The 18,200-nt window shown below is 73.9% G+C and carries 5 protein-coding genes; 4 read left to right on the forward strand and 1 reads right to left on the reverse strand.

What is annotated here, in order from left to right:
• Positions 1-451: 451 nt before the first annotated feature.
• Positions 452-1,768, reverse strand: a complete 1,317-nt coding sequence (locus tag ACFY4A_RS35700) for a hypothetical protein (protein ID WP_390833467.1) — start codon at positions 1,766-1,768, stop codon at positions 452-454.
• A gap of 628 nt (positions 1,769-2,396) precedes the next feature.
• Between ACFY4A_RS35700 and ACFY4A_RS35705 the strand changes: the two genes are divergently transcribed.
• The 4 genes from ACFY4A_RS35705 (at position 2,397) to ACFY4A_RS35720 (ending at position 18,165) form a co-directional block, all read left to right on the forward strand.
• Positions 2,397-3,569, forward strand: a complete 1,173-nt coding sequence (locus ACFY4A_RS35705; RefSeq protein ID WP_390833468.1) for an SDR family oxidoreductase — start codon at positions 2,397-2,399, stop codon at positions 3,567-3,569.
• 39 nt (positions 3,570-3,608) lie between these two features.
• Positions 3,609-5,192 carry a PfaD family polyunsaturated fatty acid/polyketide biosynthesis protein gene (locus tag ACFY4A_RS35710; RefSeq protein ID WP_390833469.1) on the forward strand — a complete coding sequence of 528 codons (1,584 nt, stop codon included), beginning with the start codon at positions 3,609-3,611 and terminating at the stop codon, positions 5,190-5,192.
• A 56-nt stretch (positions 5,193-5,248) separates the two neighbouring features.
• Complete coding sequence (locus ACFY4A_RS35715) at positions 5,249-11,365, forward strand: SDR family NAD(P)-dependent oxidoreductase (protein ID WP_390833470.1); 6,117 nt, start codon at positions 5,249-5,251, stop codon at positions 11,363-11,365.
• Positions 11,366-11,532: 167 nt separating this feature from the next.
• Positions 11,533-18,165, forward strand: coding sequence for a beta-ketoacyl synthase N-terminal-like domain-containing protein (locus ACFY4A_RS35720; protein WP_390833471.1), 6,633 nt, complete (start codon positions 11,533-11,535; stop codon positions 18,163-18,165).
• Positions 18,166-18,200 lie beyond the last annotated feature (35 nt).

Below are 18,200 nucleotides of genomic sequence, written 5' to 3' on the forward strand. Positions count from 1 at the left end.
GAACAACCCATCGCCACCACCCATACCAACATCATCCTGCATGAATGATCACGAACCGCAGGCGGGTTGCCGGTTACTGAGACACGCTCCTAGCGTGGCCAGGACCGGGGTGTCGGCAGGTCCGCCCGCCCGGGTTCCGCCCCGGTCCAGGAAGGTCGGTCAGTCATGCGGAGAACATGTGTGATCGGTGCCGGCCCGTCCGGCCTGGCCGCGAGCAAGGTCTTCGCCTCGCGGAACGTTCCGAAAGAGCCCTGCGCCGGGAACGACGAGCAGGCAGGCGTCGCGCACGCGGCGCCGTCCCGGCCCTGCCCGCCGTGGCCGGCGCCGCCCCGGCGGCCGACGCCGTGTGATCCGCTCGGGCTGGGCGCTCAAGCGGCGGTCCGGCACAGACGGCTCGGCCCGGGGGGGCCGTACCCGAGCGCTGGATACGGCACCCCGGCGGCGCCCCCGTTCACTCCGGCGCGGAGGCCCCCTCCAGCTCACCCACGGCCTGCTCCCACAGTTCCGGAAGCAACTCCCCGAGCGGAAGGGCGCGGTCGGACACGAAGGCCACCTCGGCCCAACTGCCGAAGAACGACAGGCCCACTCCGAAGAGGTGCCCGGGCACGAGCAGGGGGAGCAGCGCGACGCCTGTCACCTGGGTGTTCCCCAGGCTGCCCTTCTCGGCGACCGGCATGGACGTGGCCATGACCTGGGTGACGCGCGGGGAGAGCATCCTGCGCAGGTACCACTCGGTCGGGCGGTCGGGCATGTGGCGGACCAGGTCCTGAATCGCCTGCCGCCATGCCTCGCCGCGCAGTTTACGGGTCGTCGCCATGACGTGCTCCAGCCGCCGCAGGGGCGAGTCGCCGTTCTGGGGCCGGGTGCCGCGTTCCGGGGCGGTCCGCACGGGCAGCTCCAGCGGCAGGGCGAAACAGCGGTTGCCCCAGGTCTGTTCCTCGTCCGGGCGGCGCGCGTCGACAGGCAGCAGTGCCGTCACCCGAGGCAGCCGTACACCGGACTCGGCCGACCAGGCCGACAACGCCCCGGCGAGCGCGGCCAGATGGGCGTCGTGGGCCGATCCGCCACGCGCCGAACCGATCCGGCGCAGAGCATCCGCCGGTACGCGGCCCCGCCACAGCCGCCGCTCTCCCGTGGGGACGAAGGGGACGACCGGACGGTGGCCGCGGACGGCGAAGGAGCCGGCCATGAACATCGCGGCCAGCCCGACGGCCGTGCCCACCCGTCTGGGCAGACCGGCCAGGCGGCCCTTCCCCGGCACCGGGCGGGCCGAGGGCTCCCCCTCACCCAGCATGGCCCGGAACGTCATCGCGGCGGCCGAACCGTCCTGGCAGGCGTGGTGGAAGCGGTAGCACAGGGCGTACTCGTCGGGCGCATGGCCGTGGACCAGCCAGACCCCCCAGTAGGTGCCGGGCGCGAACGGCGCGTTGAGCGCGGTGTGCAGGCCGGCGTCCCACCCCTCGGCGTCCTCCGCGACCACCTCGTGGACGTGCCGGTCGATGCTGAAGTCCGCGTCCGGCCGCCACCGGGGGCGCCGTGAGCCGCCCACCACCCGGCTCGTGAGCAGGGGCAGTTCGCTCAGGCGGAAGCCCACGTACGCGCGGAGGTCCGCCAGGCTCGGGGGCGGCCCGCTCAGGTACGCGACGCCGCCGGCGTCCCAGCGGACGTCGGGGTGGCGGCGTTCCATGCTGAGGAAGGCTCGGTCGACCGTGTGAGTGGGGCGGCTGGGGAAGGGAACGGACTGGGCTGACTCAACGGACTGGGACATCGGGGAACTTCCATTCGTGCCGAGGGACGGGCAGGCGGGGCGAGGCCGGGCACTCGACCATCCCGACCGACTGCGGGATGGACCACCGATCAGAGGGACCGCCGACGAGTGCGGATCCGCAGCGGCACCGAATGCGTCACCTCGGCCTGGATCAACACGGTTTATATCCGGCCGCGGTGAGCGGCCAACCCACCCTCGGGCCCACGGAGAACACGCTCCCCCTGCGCCAGGAGTACGCGCTCTTCCTGCCCCCACCGGGCCCAACGTCCCGCGCCGCCCGCGGGCGGCGCCGCGCAACCCCCGGAAGCCGCCTCCCCGCCGCCGTCCGCGAGATCACCCGAAGGGAGGACAGGCCTCCCAGCGGCCCGCTCACCCCCGACTGCTCCCGTCACGTCCGTACAGCCCGTGGCCTGGCCCGCGACGGGGCTTTGAAGGGCCGTCCGGGACACCTACGGACCGTGGCGTGCGTAATCCGTTCAGGTGAGCCGGTGGGATCGAAGGCGCCGTCATCGTCCGCAATCTGACACTCTGTGCCTTCCGCTCCCCGGCCGCCGCGGCGGCCCAGCCTTCGCCGCCCTCGCACGCGATCGCGGTCCTGTCCCTGTTCGGAGCCCTTGGAGCCAAGGTCATGCACGTCGCCCTCACCGGCGCCACCGGATTCCTCGGACTGCGCCTGCTGCGCTGTCTGCTCGACACGCACCGGTCGGTGACTGTCCTGGCCCACGCGGGGTCGGGTGACGCGCTGCACCGCGTCACCCGGTTCTTCGAACTGACCGGCGCGCCCGAGCCGTTCGTCGCCGAACTCCCCGGCCGGCTGCGGGTGGTGGAGACCGAGTTGGAGCAACCCGGACTGGGACTGTCCAGGCGCGCGTTCCAGGAGTTGGCCGACGGTCTCGGCGCGATCTGGCACAGCGCGGGCAGCATCAACCTCGAGGGAGAGCTTCCCGAACTGCGCCGAACCAACGTCGAGGGGACCCGCCGCGTACTGGAGTTGGCCGCCGCCGGACGTGAGAGACCCGTGGTCCACCACGTGAGCACCGCTTTCGTTGCGGGGAGTCGGCGTGAGGGGGTGGCGTACGAGGACGAACTGGACGACGCGTACGGCTTCGAGAACGCCTACGAACGCTCCAAGTACGAGGCGGAGATGCTGATCCACGCGTGGTCGCGGGAGCACCGCCGTCCGGTCGCGGTACTGCGGCCGAGCATCCTGGTCACGGACCTGCCGCCGCACCCGGAACTGCCCTCGCATCCGCTTCAGGTCATCGAGCGAATCCTGCGCGACGCGCGACGCACCGCCGGTCCCGGGAGCCCGGGCCACGACGGCCCCGAGGGTACTGACCCGGGCGGCCGTCCCCGCGTCCGGTTGGTGGGTCATCCGCACGGCCGGCTGAACCTGATGCAGGTGGAGCACGCGGCCGAGGTCATGGTGCGGCTGGCCGGCCGGACACCCTCGGGCGGAGTCGACACGTACCACGTCGTCCATGACCGCGACGTACCCGTGCCGACGATCGTGAACCTGCTGGAGCGGCTGGTTCAGCTGTCGATCGACCTGGTCGCCACGGAGCCGGACGACCCGTCGGCGCTGGAAGCGCTGGTGGACTTCTACCCGGGTCTGACGTCCTACCTGACCCACCGACGCCGCTTCGACGACACCCGGGTGCGGGCCCTGTTCGGGCCGTCGGCGGCCTCCGGACGGGTGGACCTCGACTACCTGTGGTCCGGCCTGGCCCCGAGGGACCGGGTTCCCGCCGGGCCATCGCCCACGCCCTCAGCCGCCGTCCCGTCCGCCCGGTACGCCTGACCCGCATACCTCCCCTTCCTCTCCCGCTGGAGCCCCTCCTTGCCCGTCCTCTCCGCCTCTGACGCCCCCGCCGCGTCCCCACCGGTCTTCTCCCTCGAGGAGATCGCCGCCCGTGCCCGACGGATCCGGGAGCCCCTACACATCATCAGCGGGCCGAGCGGCCGCGAGCTGGGCCTCGCGACCGGCCCCGTACCCGACGGCCCGGTGCTCGGTACGCTGCCGCCGCTGTATCCCGAGTGGCTCGGCGGGCGCACCTTCTGCGAGGCGCACGGCGTCCGTTTCCCTTATGTGGCGGGCGAGATGGCGAACGGCATCGCGACCACCCGGATGGTGTCCGCGATGGCCCGGGCGGAGATGCTCGGGTTCTTCGGCGCAGGCGGCCTGGCGTATGCCGAGGTGGAGCGGGCCGTGCACGCGCTGGCCCAGGAGCTGGGGTCCCGTCCGAACTGGGGCGTGAACCTCATCCACTCACCGGCCGAGCCCGCACTGGAGTTCCGCGTCGCCGAGTTGCTGCTGCGCTGCGGTGTGCCCCGGATCTCGGCGTCGGCGTTCATGGAGCTGACCCCGGCCGTGGTGCTGTGCTCGGCCCGGGGACTGCGCCGGGGCGCCGACGGCGGGATCGTCCGGCGCACGCGGATGCTCGCCAAGGTCTCCCGGCCCGAGGTGGCCGAGAGGTTCCTCTCCCCCGCTCCGGCCACGCTGCTGGACCGGCTCGTCGCCCAGGGGAGGCTGACCCCGGAGGAGGCCGGTCTGGCGGCCCTGGTGCCGGTGGCCGAGGACATCACCGTGGAGGCCGACAGCGGAGGTCACACCGACAACCGGCCGTTGTCGGCCCTGCTGCCGAGGATCGTCCTGCTGCGCGACGCGCTGTGCAGGCGGTTCGGCTACCCCCGGCCGGTCAGGATCGGCGCGGCCGGCGGGCTGGGTACGCCGGACGCGGTGGCCGCCGCCTTCGCGCTCGGCGCGTCCTACGTGGTCGTCGGATCGGTGAACCAGACGGCCGTCGAAGCGGGCCTGTCCGAGGAGGCCAAGGCCATGCTCTGCGAGGCGGATGTCGCCGATGTGGCCATGGCCCCGGCGGCGGACATGTTCGAGCTGGGTGTCACGCTGCAAGTGCTGTCCCGGGGGACGATGTTCGCCCAGCGGGCCGGCAGGCTCCACGCGGCCTACCGGGCCCATGGTTCGCTGGAGGAGATCCCACCCGCGGTGCGCGCCGCGATCGAACGGGACGTGCTGCGCGCCTCGTTCGACGAGGTCTGGCAGCGCACGCGCGCGTTCTGGGAGCGGCGCGATCCCTCGGAGATCACGCGTGCGGAGGCCGATCCCAAGCACCGTATGGCGCTGGTCTTCCGCTGGTACCTGGGCAGTTCGAGTCGGTGGGCTATCACCGGCGAGGCGGCCCGGCGTGCCGACTACCAGATCTGGTGCGGGCCGGCGATGGGCGCGTTCAACCGCTGGGTCGCGGGCACGTTCCTGGCCGAACCGGCGAACCGGTCCGTGGTGCAGATCGCGCTCAATCTGCTCGAAGGCGCCGCGGTGCTCACCCGCGCCCATCAACTGCGCACCTACGGAGTTCCGTTGTCCTCCGAGGCGCTCGCCTACACCCCGTGCGGGCTGGCATGAGCGGCCCCGGCGCCCGGGAGGCGTCAGCAGCGGCCGTCCGGCCCCGAGGAGATGCCGTGTCCGCCTCCACCCCTGGGCAGGTGCCCGTCGCCGTGGTCGGTGTCGGCGCCCTGGTGCCCGGCGCGGCCGACGCGGCCGGCTACTGGCGGATCGTGACCGGCGGCCGGGACCTGATCACCGAAGTGCCGGCCTCCCGCTGGCTGGTGGCGGACCACTACGACCCGGACCCGGCCGCGCCCGACAAGACGTACGCCCGCCGGGGCGCCTTCCTGCCGGAGGTGGACTTCGACCCGTTGGCGTACGGCGTGCCGCCCGCCAACCTGTCGGCGACGGACAGCTCCCAGCTGCTCGCCCTGCTGGTCGCCGACCAAGTGCTGACCGACGCCGGCGGTCTGTCGAGGCTGGACCGGGACCGGGTCGGCGTCGTCCTGGGCGCGGCCGCCCTGGAGCTGCTCCCGCACATGTACGGGCGCGCCCACCGCCCGGTGTGGCTGAAGGCGTTGCGGGAGAGCGGTCTCGACGAGGCCGATGCGCAGGCCGTGTGCGACCGCATCTCGGCGCACTTCAGCCCGTGGCAGGAGTCGACCTTCCCGGGCCTGCTCGGCAATGTCGTGGCGGGCCGGATCGCCAACCGGTTCGACCTGCACGGCACCAACCACACCACCGACGCCGCGTGTGCCAGCTCTCTGGCGGCCCTGTCCACGGCCGTCGGTGAACTGGCGCTCGGGCGGGCCGACCTGGTGATCAGCGGAGGGGTTGACACCGGGAACGACATCGGGATGTTCCTGTGCTTCTCCAAGACGCCCGCGCTGTCCCGCACCGGTGACTGCCGTCCGTTCTCGGACGCGGCGGACGGCACCATGCTCGGCGAAGCGGTCGTGATGTACGCACTGAAGCGGCTGTCCGACGCGGAGCGGGACGGCGACCGGATCCACGCGGTGATCCGCGGCATCGGCACCTCGTCCGACGGCAGGAGTACGGCGATCTACGCCCCGCTTCCCGGCGGTCAGGCACGGGCTCTGCGGCGCGCCTACGAGCAGGCGGGCTACGGTCCGCAGACCGTGGAGCTGGTCGAGGCACACGGGACCGGCACGAAGGCCGGGGACGCCGCCGAACTGACCGCCCTGCGCGAGGTGTTCGAGGCGTCGGGGCGTACGGACGGGCAGTGGTGCGCGATCGGCTCGGTCAAGTCGCAGATCGGGCACACCAAGTGCGCGGCGGGTGCGGCCGGGCTGCTCAAGGCGGTCATGGCCCTGCACCACAAGGTGCTGCCGCCGACCATCAAGGTCGACCGGCCGGTCCCGGCGGCCGCCACCCCGGACGGCCCGTTCTACGTGAACACCGAGACCCGGCCGTGGGTGCGGCCCGCCGGTCATCCGCGCCGGGCGTCGGTGTCGAGCTTCGGCTTCGGAGGCAGCAACTTCCACGTCGCACTGGAGGAGTACGTGCCCTCGAATACCCTGGCCCGGGTGCCGGCGCGCCATCGCTCCGTGCCGAGCGAACTCGTCCTGTTCAGCGGCGCGTCGCCGTCCGACCTGGTGCCGCCGGAAACGGACGGCAGCCGTCCGCTGGCCGCGCTCGCCCGGGAGAGCCACCGCGCGTTCTCGCCCACCGACCCGGTGCGGCTGGCGGTCGTCGCCACCGGCACCGAGGACCTGCGGGAGAAGTACGCGCGGGCGCTCACGCTGATCCGGCAGCGGCCCGGCACCGCGTTCGCGACACCGAACGGCGTCCGGTACGCCTTCGGGAACCCCGCGCCCGGCCGTCTCGCCTTCCTGTTCCCGGGGCAGGGATCCCAGTACGTCGGGATGGGCGCCGACCTCGCGATGCTGTCACCGGCCGCCCAGGCCGTGTGGGACCGGCTGGGCGGTACCAGGTTCGACGGGCGGCCCCTGCACCGGGTGGTGTTCCCGCCGCCTGCCTTCACCGACGAGGAGCGCGCGGCCCGCGCGGAGCTTCTGGCCGCCACCGAGTGGGCGCAGCCCGCGCTCGCGGTGCACGCGCTCGCGCTGCTGGACGTACTGCGGGGTCTGGGACTGCGTCCGGACTGCGTGGCGGGCCACAGTTTCGGTGAGCTGGTGGCGCTGCACTGCGCGGGTGTCCTGGACGCCGACACGCTGGTCGGTCTGGCCCGCAGGCGCGGTGAGCTGATGCGGGACGCGGCCGTCGTACCGGGCGCGATGCTGGCCGTGGCGGCGGACCGCGACCACGTGGCGGCGGTGCTGGCCGGTGGCGACTTCGGCGACATCTGGCCGGCCAACCACAACTCCCCGCGCCAGGTGGTTCTTTCCGGTACGACGGAGGCTGTCGAGCACGCCGAGAAGGCGTTCGCGGCCGAGGGTGTCGGCACGCGCCGGCTGGCCACGTCGACCGCTTTCCACAGCCCGCTGGTCGCCCCGGCCGGTGAGCCGCTCGCCGCGTTCCTGCGCACGGTCCCGCTCACGGAGCCCCGGATCGAGGTGTACGGCAACGCGGACGCGGCACCGTACCCGCCGTCGCCCGACGAGGTACGCCGCCGGATCGCCGGCCACCTGGCCGCACCGGTGCTCTTCCAGGACCAGATCGAGGCGATGTACGCGGCGGGGGTGCGGACCTTCGTCGAGGTCGGCGCGGGCACCGCGCTGACCGGCCTGGTCGGACAGATCCTCGGTGGCCGTGAGCACGCGGCCGTCCCCCTGGACCGGCCGGACCGGTCCGGGGTCGGCACCCTGCACACCGCGCTCGGCGAACTCGCCGTACGCGGTGTCCCTCTCGACTTCGATCCCCTCTGGGCGCCGTACGCCTCGCCTGGAACCTCAGTGAAGGAGCGCGCGCCCCGGATGACCGTGAAGATCAGCGGAGCCAACTACGGTCAGGTCTACCCGCCCCGTACCGAAGCCGCCGAACCACCGGCGCCTGCGCCTGCGCTGGAACGCAGGCCGGAACACGCCCACCCGCGTCCCGTACCCGCGTCCGACATCCCGGCGGGTCCCGTGTCCGCGTACACCCCCGCTCCCGCCCACACTCAGGAGCCGCCGGTGTACGGGACGGCGCCCGTCCAGGAGCCGGAGCCCGCGTACGACGCCGTGTCCGCGTACGGTGCCGAGCCCGGGGCCGTCCTCGGCGCCGAGTGGTACGCCGCGGTGGAGAGCGTCCAGCGGCAGACGGCGGAGGCCCACGCGGCCTGTCAACGCATGCTGACCGACAGCCACATGGCCTTTCTGCGGATGACCGAGACCACCCTGGCCGCGATGCTCGGGGTACAGGGCGTCGGCGTCGACCGGGTGCTCGACGCCCCGGCTCCCCCGGCACCGCTGCCGCTCCCCCGTCCTTCGGCACCCCGGCTGGCCCCGGCACCCGTGACACCGGCCCCGGCCGCGGCAGCCGCTCCCGCAACCGTGCCCGCCTTCGTACCCGCCGGGTCAGGCGAGGCGCCGTCGCCCGCCACACCGGTCGCCGCCGAGGACCACATCCCGGTCGCCGTCCCGGTGGACCCGCCGGCCCCGGCCGCTGTCCCGGTGGGCGCCCCGGCACCGGCCGCCGATGCCGCGCCACTGTCGGCGCCCGAACTGGAAGAACTACTGCTCTCGGTGGTGGCCCGGCTCACCGGCTACCCGGCGGAGATGCTCAACGTGGACATGGAGTTGGAGGCGGATCTGGGAGTCGACTCCATCAAGCGCGTCGAGATCCTTTCGGCGGTACGCCGGAGCGTGGGCGACGTGGCGACGGGAGACGTCGGAGAGCTCGGCAAGCTCCGCACGCTGCGCGAGATCGTCGAGGTGCTCACCTCGGCCGGCCGGCCGCCCGGGGCCCCGGTGCCGGACTCCCCGGCCGTGACCGAGTCCCCCACCATCCCGGAGATCCCCGACGCCCCCGAAATCCCCGCCGCACCGGAGATCCCCGCCATGCGCACCGGCTCCGGGCAGGAGACGGCGCTGACCAGGCTGGTCCCGCGCGCGGTGGAGTCACCGGCGCCCGGCCTGGCGACGGCGGGGCTCCTGGACGGGCCGCTCGTGGTGACGGACGGGGACCTCGAGAGCGCCGCGATCACCGACCTCGTCGCGCGGAAGCTGGCGGAGCACGGCGTGGACGCCACCGCCGTGGCGGAGGTGCCCGAGGACGCGCGCGGTGTCGTACACCTCGGCGGGCTGACCGGGGGCGCCGCGCCGGAGGATGCGCGGGCGGTCCACCGCTCGGTGTTCCGTGCGGCGCGCACGGTCGCGGCGCAGGTGGCCGAACGGGGCGGGCTGTTCGTGACCGTGCAGGACACCGGAGGCGACTTCGGGCTCGGCGGTCACGCACCCGACCGCGCGTGGCTGGGCGGCATCGCCGGTCTGACCAGGACCGCGGCGAAGGAGTGGCCGGGCGCCTCGGTCAGGGCCGTCGACTGCGAGCGGGGCGGACGGAGCGACGAGGAGGTCGCCGAGGCGATCGTGCGGGAGCTGCTCGAAGGCGGCCCTGACCCCGAGGTGGGTCTCCGCGCGGACGGTACCCGCACCACCCTGCGGGCGGTACCCGAGCCGGTGCCGCCCGGCAGCAGCCGGCGGATCACGCCGGAGTCGGTGATCGTGGCCGCCGGAGGTGCCCGCGGGGTGACCGCCGCCGCGCTGCTGGACCTGGCCAGGACCCACCGTCCTCGGATCGTGCTGCTCGGCAGGACGGCACCGGTTCCCGAGCCCGAAGGGCTGGCGTCGGCCGCCGACGAACCGGCTCTCACCCGGTTGCTCGCCGAGCGTTCCACCGAGGACGGGGCGAACTCCTCGCCCGCCCGGATCGCGGCGCGGGCCCGGGAGATCCTGGCCGCGCGCGAGGTGCGGGCGACGCTCGCGGCACTGGAGGCGGCGGGGTCCCCCGTCCGGTACGTCCAGGTGGACGTTCGCGACGAAGACGCCGTCGCCGCCGCCCTGTGCGACGTACGTGACGCGTGGGGGCCGGTCACCGGCATCGTGCACGGTGCGGGAGTGCTGGCCGACAAGCTGATCGCCGACAAGACCGACGAGCAGGCCGAGTTGGTGATGTCCACCAAGGTGGACGGTCTGCGCGCGCTGCTGGACGCGACGGCGGACGATCCGCTGGACGTGATCTGCCTGTTCTCCTCGGTGGCCGCCGTGTTCGGCAACGCGGGGCAGAGCGACTACGCCATGGCCAACGAGGTCCTGGCTCAGGTCGCGTCCGCCGAGCAGGCACGCCGCCCCGGCTGCCTGGTGCGGTGCGTCGCCTGGGGCCCGTGGCGCGGCGGCATGGTCACGCCCGCTCTGGCCGGGCATTTCGGCCGGTCCGGCGTTCCGCTGATCCCTCTGGAGCAGGGGGCGGCCGCTTTCACGGCCGAGCTGGACGGCGCAGCCGGTGAGGCCCGCGTCGTCCTGGTGGCCGGGGACGATCCGGCGGCCCTGTCCCCGGCCGGCGATCCGCGTCCGGCGCAGCTGCTGGTCCGGGCGGACAGCCTGCCGCAGCTGGCCGACCACGCGATCAGCGGGGTTCCCGTGCTGCCCGTGGCGATGGTCCTGAACTGGTTCGCGGGGGCGGCCACCGCCTGGCTGCCGGGTGCCGGCCCCCTCGTCCTGCGCGACCTGCGGGTGTACAAGAAGTACGCCCTGCCCGAACTGGGCGGCACAGGCCACCGGCTCACCGTGCACGGCAGCCGGGGCGCGGCCGGTTCGCCGTCGGGGCTGGAGGCGGAACTGCGGGGGGAGAGCGGGGTGGCGCACTTCCGGGCCGTGCTGGACACCGGGACCGAAGAGCCGGATCCGGCCGCGTGGGGCAGCCCGGACGGCCTCAAGCCGCTGGACCGGACCGAGTTGTACGACGGGGAGAGCCTCTTCCACGGCCCCCGGTTCCACTCCGTCCGCTCGCTGCACGGTGTTTCTGAGCACGGAGCCGAGGCGATCGTCGCGGGCGTGCGTGTCCTGGAATGGCCGGGTGAGCACTGGCCGCTCGACCCGGCCGCCGTGGACGGCGCGCTCCAACTCGCCCTGGTCTGGGCGCAGGAGGAACTCGGTGCGGCGACGCTGCCGATGGCCGTCGCGGAGTGCAGGGTGCATCGGCGCGGCCCGGTGGACGGCACCGCGCGGTGTGTGCTGCGGGGCCGGAAGGTTCACAGCACGGGGGCGCGCTGCGATGCGGCACTGATCGACGCCGACGGAGCCGTCCGGCTGGAACTGCTGGGCGTGGAACTCGTCCGCCGCCCCTCCTGAACCGCAGCCCCTCCTGAACCGCAGCCCGTCCTGAGCCCCGGCCGCTGCCGAGCCTCGACCCTTCCCGAGCCTCGCCCCCTCCCGAGCCTCTGCCCCTGCCGAGCGGCACCCCTCCCGCGCCTCGGCCCCTGCGAACCAGCCCCGCCCTGCCGTGAAGTGAGACCTGCATGCCATTCGAACCGATCGCCGTCGTCGGCCGGGGCTGTGTGCTGCCCGACGCGCTCGATCCGGACACGTTCTGGGACAACGTCGCCTCCGGCCGCACCAGCCTGTCGGCCATCCCGGAGGGCAGGTGGCGGCTGCCGCGCCACTGGGCCATGGGCTCGGTGGACGACCACCTCGACCGCACCTGGACCGATGTCGGCGGGTACGTACGGGGGTTCGAGTCCGTCTTCGACCCGGACGGCTTCCGGATCGCCCCGGAGCGGATCCTGTCGCTGGACCCGCTCTTCCACTGGGTCATGTACGGCGTCCGGCAGGCGCTCACGGAGGCGGGTCGCGACGGCCCTCTGCCGCGCGCGGGGCTGGTGCTGGGAAACCTTTCCTATCCCACGCCCACAGGGGCGGCTTTCGCCGAGCACGTCTGGCTGTCAGGCCAGCGGCCCCCACTCCGTGACGCCCTGCTGACGGGAGAGCGCCGGGAGCGGCCCGACGCCCGGAACCGCTACTCGTCCGGGCTGCCCGCCCAACTCGCGGCCCGGGCCCTCGGGCTGGGCGCGGGCGCGTGGTCCCTCGACGCCGCCTGCGCGTCGTCGCTGTATGCGGTCAAGCTGGCGTGCGACCGGCTGCACGACGGCACGGCGGACCTGATGGTGGCCGGCGCGGTCAGCCGGGCGGACCCCCTTTATCTGCACGTGGGGTTCTGCGGGCTGTCCGCGACGAGCCGCACGGGACGCAGCCGGCCCCTCCACCGGGACGCGGACGGGCTGGTGCACGGCGAGGGCGCCGGGTTCGTCGCCCTGATGCGGCTGTCCGAGGCCCGCGCCGCCCGACTGCCCGTGCTCGGCGTGATCCGAGGTGTCGGGTTGTCCAACGACGGGCGAGGCGCCGGACTGATCAGTCCGTCGGAGGAAGGCCAGGTTCGGGCCATGCGCCTGGCGTACGAGGTGGCGGGCGTCGCGCCCGAGACCGTGTCGCTCGTCGAGTGCCATGCGACGGGGACGCCGGTCGGGGACACCGTGGAGGCGCGCGGCATGGCCCGGGTCTTCGGCGCCGGTGACGACGTGCCCATCGGTTCGGTGAAGTCGAACGTCGGGCATCTGCTGGCCTCGGCGGGCGTGGCCGGGCTGCTGAAGGTGCTCGGCGCGCTGCGTGCGGGGATCCGTCCGGCGACGCTCTGCGCGGAACAGCCGCTGGAGGCGCTGGCGGGCACGCCGTTGCGGGTGCTGACCGCGCCGGAACCGTGGTCGGGGCCGCGCCGGGCGGCGGTGAGCGCGTTCGGGTTCGGCGGGACCAACGCCCATCTGGTGGTGGACCTTCCGGACGGCGACCCGGTGCCGGCCGTACCGCGGCCGATCCGCCCGCAGGCCGCCGCCGTGCCCGCCCCGGCCCGGGTGCGGGAATCGCCGGGCGGCCGTACGCCGGTGGCGATCGTGGCCCTCGGCGCCCGAGTCGGCGACGGGACCTCTAGCGAGGACTTCCGGCGGGCGGTGCTGGGCGGTGAGCGGCGTGGCCCCGCCACAGAGGTCGCTGTGGAACTGAGGGATCTGTGCTTTCCGCCCCTGACCCTTCAGCGAACGGTGCGGCATCAACTTCTGGTGCTGGAGGCCGCCCGGGAGGCCGTACGGTCGGTGTCCCTGCCCCGGGAGCGGACCATGGTGGTCGTGGGCATGGGGGTGGACCCCGAGGTGGCCCGGGCGGGCGCCCGCTGGCGGGTTCGCCACTGGCTGGAGCAGGCCGGGCTTCCCACCACGGCGGCGTCGGCGGGCCTCGCCCGGGACTCGTTCGTGCCGCCCATGACCGCGGAGGGGGTGGTGGGCAGCATGCCGAACCTCGTGGCGAACCGCATCAGTACGCAACTCGACCTGGCGGGCCCGGGGTTCGCGGTCTCGGCGGAGGAGGCGTCCGGGCTGGTGGCGCTGGAACTCGCGGCCCGGGCCGTCCGGTCGGGCGAGGTCGACGCCGCGCTCGTGGGTGCCACCGACCTGTCCTGCGAGGCGGTGCATCGGGCCGCACTGCGGGAGCTCGGACGCGAGGACGAACCGGGGGACGCCGCCGTCGTTCTGGTCCTCAAGTCCCTGGACACCGCGCGCAGGGACGGCGACACCGTCGTCGCCCTGCTCGACGAGACCCTGCTCGACGAGGGCGGCGCCGGCGCACCCGACATGGTCATCGGGGACGGCCCCGACGCGGTGTTCGACCCGGCTTCGGCCTTCGGGCGCGCTCACGCCGCGTACGGGCTGGTCTGCGTCGCGGTCGCGGCGCTCTCGCTCCAGCACCGCGCGGTGCCGCGCCCGGGCGGTTCCGCGGACACCGCGACCGTCGCGCACACCGCGAAGGCCGTGGTGACACCGATGGAAGGGCCCACCGCGAGTGTCCGGCTGCGCGCGGGAGACACCCGGCCGTGGCTGCGCGGCCCGGCCCCGCGCCTGCACGTCTTTTCCGGGGCCGACCGCCGGGAGGTGCTGGCCGCGCTGGACGCCGGTGCGGAGTCCGACGCCGGACCGGCCCGGCTGGCACTCGTGGCCGACGACGACGCGCTGTCGGCCCGTATGGAGGCCGCCCGCCGCTGGCTGGCCGGGGGCGGGACCCGTCCGGCCGATGTGCTGTACCGGGACAGGCCGGTCACGGGGCAGACCGCGTTCGTGTACACCAACGGCTCGGCCACGTACCCGGGTATGGGCCACGAGTTGATGCTCGCGCTGCCGTCGCTCGGGGAGGCCGTCCGTGCCCGGCACGGGGCGATCGGTGCACGGCTGCGGTCCCGGGTGGAGCGCGGAGTGCTCGACCAGATCTGGGCCGCCGCCGAACTCGCCGTATTCCACACCGTGTTCACCCGGGAGGTGCTCGGGCTGCGGCCGGACGCCGCTCTCGGGTACTCCTCGGGCGAGTCGGCCGCCCTGGTGGCGCTGGGTGCCTGGCCGGACGCCGCGAGGCTGTACGACGCCACCCGGGACAGCGGTCTGTTCACGACCGAACTCACCGGTGAACTCCGGGCTGTCCGGCGGCACTGGGAGCGTCTGGGCGTCCAGGGCCGCCGCTGGTCGAGCTATCTGGTCAGTGCGCCCCTCGAGACGGTCCGTACCGAGCTCGCCGCCGAGGTCGCGGTCCATCTGATGGCGGTGAACGCGCCCGGAGTCTGCGTCATCGGCGGCGAGTCCCGCGCGTGCGCGGCCGTCGTGGCCAGGATCGGCGCCGACCGCGCGATCGAGCTCGACTACGACATGGCCGCCCACGCACCGGAGTTGGCGGAGATCCGAGAGGTATGGCGTCAGGCCCACCACCAACCCACCGTCGACGTGCCCGGTGTGCGGTTCTACAGCGGAGCCACCGGGCAGTCGTACCGGCCGACGGCCGAGCGGGCCGCCGAGGCGCTCACCGCGCAGGGGATGAACACGATCGACTTCGCGGCCACGGTCGAGCAGGCGTGGGCCGACGGTGTGCGGGTCTTCGTGGAGCACGGGCCGCGCAGGCTGTGCACCGGCTGGATCAAGCGGGTACTCGGCGACCGGGACCATGTGGCCGTCGCCCTGGACGCCCCGGGCGACACCGGGCTGCGGCAGCCCTGCCTGGCGGTGGCCGAACTCGTCGTCGCGGGGGTGCCGGTTCGCGCCGACGAGCTGTTCGCCCAGCTCGCGGAAGCCGCCACCGAGGTCCCGCGTCCGGGTCCCACCGTCACCGTGCCCGTACCCGCGTCGCCGTGTCTGCCGCCGCTGGAGCCTACCCTGGTGACCCTGCCCCGGGCCCCCGAGCTGGCGCCGGTGCCGGACCGGGAGGCCGGCCGGTCCGAGGCACCGGCCGGCGTCGCCGTGACCCGCCCCGGTGCCGACCCGCGGCGCCACCTGCCGGACGTCCCGCCGACGGACTCGGACGGACGCGAGCCGCGCGTGGCGGGCGCGGGCGCCCGTGCCGCGGTCCTCCGGCAGAGCCTGCGGGTCGCCGCGCTGCACCAGGAGATCCTCGCCGGGCACACCGAGGCCCATCAGCGGTTCCTGCGGATGTCCGCACTCGCCGTCACCGCGCTGAAGAGCGGCGTGCCCGTACCCGTAGGGCCACCGGGCCCACCGGTCCCCCCGGCACCGCGTCCGCCGGCCGGGCCGCCGCCGGCCCCCGTACGGCCCGCGGCCCGCCCGGCGTCCCTGCCTGCTCCCCCGCCGGGAGCGGCATCCGCACAACCCCTGAGGCCGGGGCCGAGGTTCGACCGCGCTCAGCTGGAGCACCTCGCCTCCCGGGAGATCTCCACCCTGTTCGGCCCCCGGTTCGCCGAGCAGGACGGGTACACGGTGCAGACCCGGATGCCCGAGCCGCCCATGCTGCTCGCGGACCGGGTCACCGGCATCGACGCGGTGCCGGCGGCGCTCGCCGCGCCCGGCCCGGTGCGCACCGACGGGACGATCTGGACGGAGACCGACGTCCTGCCCGACAGCTGGTACCTGGACTCCACCGGACGTATGCCCGCCGGGCTGATGATCGAGGCGGGCCAGGCGGATCTGCTCCTGCTCAGCTGGCTGGGCGTCGACCTCCTCAACCGGGGTGAGCGCGCCTACCGGCTGCTCGGCTGCGAAGTGACGTACCACGGCAGCCCGCCGGAAGCGGGCGACACCGTGCGCTACGAGATCCACGTCGCCGGCCACGCGGAGCACGACGGCGTCCGGCTGTCCTTCTTCCACTACGACTGCTACGTGGACGGCGAACTCCGGCTCACCGTACGCGAGGGCCAGGCCGGGTTCTTCACCCCCGAGGAGCTCGCGGGGAGCGGAGGTGTGCGGTGGGATCCCGCCGAGCGGCCGCCCGGCGACGACCTGCCGCTCGACCCGCCCGCCGTGCGCTGCGGGCGGTCCCGCTTCGACGCGGACCGGGTGCGGGCCCTGACGCAGGGACGGCCGGCGGACTGCTTCGGCTCCGGCTGGGAGGCGACGGCGGCCCACGTCCGCTCACCGGGGCTCGACGACGGCAGGCTGCGGCTGCTGCACGAGGTGACCGCGTTCGACCCGGCCGGAGGGCCGTGGGGCCGTGGGTACCTGCGGGCCGAGACCCCTCTGTCGCCGGACGACTGGTTCTTCGCGGGGCACTTCAAGAACGACCCCTGCATGCCGGGCACCCTGATGCTCCAGGGCGGTCTCCAGGCGATGGCGTTCTACCTCACGGCCATGGGTTTCACCGTGGACCGGGACGGCTGGCGTTTCGAGCCCGTCGACGGTCAGCCCTTCAGGGCGATGTGCCGAGGGCAGGCGACTCCGGCCGGCCGGCGGGTCGTCTACGAGGTGTTCGTGCGCGGTGTCTCGGCCGGGCCGGTGCCGACGCTGTACGCCGATGTGGTGGGCTGGGTGGACGGGACGAAGGCGTTCCTGGGCCAGGACGTGGCGCTGCGGCTGGTGCCCGACTGGCCGCTGTCGCACTGGCGAAGCTCGGGCCCGCCCGCCGTGCAGGGCAGCGGTACACCGGTGCCCCTGCCCCTGCTCGGCGGGCTGGCCGGGCACCGGGAGGAGAAGCCGGTGGCGACGGCGGCCGATGGACTCCCCTTCGGCTACGCCTCGTTGCTGGCGTGCGCCTGGGGCAGACCGAGTGAGGCGTTCGGCATCGCGTACGAGCCCTTCGACGGCACCCGTAAGGTCGCGCGGCTGCCCGGTCCCCCGTACCACTTCATGAGCCGGATCGTCTCGGTGGACGGTCCGCAGGGCGGTATGAGGGAAGGCAGCGGTGTCGTCGCGGAGTACGACGTGCCCGCGCGGGCCTGGTACTTCGAGCAGAGCGGCGGCCGCACGATGCCGTTCGCCGTCCTGATGGAGATCGCGCTGCAACCCTGCGGGTGGCTGGCCTCGTACGTGGGCAGCGCGTTGACCACCGACACGGATCTGCTGTTCCGCAACCTCGACGGGTCGGGGACGGTCACCGGTGAGGTCACTCCGGCGACGGATACGGTCCGCACCCATGCCGAACTGACCCGTGTCTCCCACAGCGGGGACATGATCATCGAGTCGTTCCGGGTGAGATGCACGGCCGACGGCGTACCGCTGTTCGAACTGTCCACGGCCTTCGGCTACTTCCCGCAGTCGGCCTTCGACCACCAGCAGGGTCTCACGGTGTCGGCCGAGGACCGGGCCCGTCTCGACGAGCCCTGCGACCGCATCGTCGATCTGACCTCCCGGCCCGCCCGTTACTGCGCCGGGGAACCGCGGCTGCCGGGCCCGATGCTGCTGATGCTCGACCGGATCACCGGCTCCTGGCCGGACGGGGGCAGCAGGGGGCTCGGGCGGCTGCGGTCGGAGAAGGACGTGGTCCCGGACGAGTGGTTCTTCCGGGCGCACTTCTTCCAGGACCCGGTGCAACCGGGGTCGTTGGGCGTCGAGGCCATGTGCCAGCTGCTCCAGTACCACCTGCTCGAACGCGGCGCGGCGGACGGCATCCCACACCCCCGGTTCGAGCCGGTGCTGCCCGGCCGCGAGACAACCTGGACGTACCGCGGCCAGATCACCCCGGCCAACCGGCTGATCCGGGTGGACATGGACATCGTGGAGAGCGGCACGGACGCGCTGGGGCCCTACGTGACGGCGGACGCGTCGCTGTGGGGCGACGACACGTGCATCTACCGAGTCCGCGGGCTGGGCATGCGCGTGGTGTCCGCCGCATCCATGTCCTGACCTGCTGACCTGCCTCATTACCTCAGCGGTAATCG

This window comes from Streptomyces sp. NPDC001292, from assembly GCF_042896465.1.
In the GTDB taxonomy this organism is placed as follows: domain Bacteria; phylum Actinomycetota; class Actinomycetes; order Streptomycetales; family Streptomycetaceae; genus Streptomyces.

What these genes read in the sequence shown, in the direction of transcription:
- ACFY4A_RS35700 (WP_390833467.1), bottom strand. Translation starts at nt 1,768, where the DNA reads ATGTCCCAGTCCGTTGAGTCAGCCCAGTCCGTTCCCTTCCCCAGCCGC.
- ACFY4A_RS35705 (WP_390833468.1), top strand. Translation starts at nt 2,397, where the DNA reads ATGCACGTCGCCCTCACCGGCGCCACCGGATTCCTCGGACTGCGCCTG.
- ACFY4A_RS35720 (WP_390833471.1), top strand. Translation starts at nt 11,533, where the DNA reads ATGCCATTCGAACCGATCGCCGTCGTCGGCCGGGGCTGTGTGCTGCCC.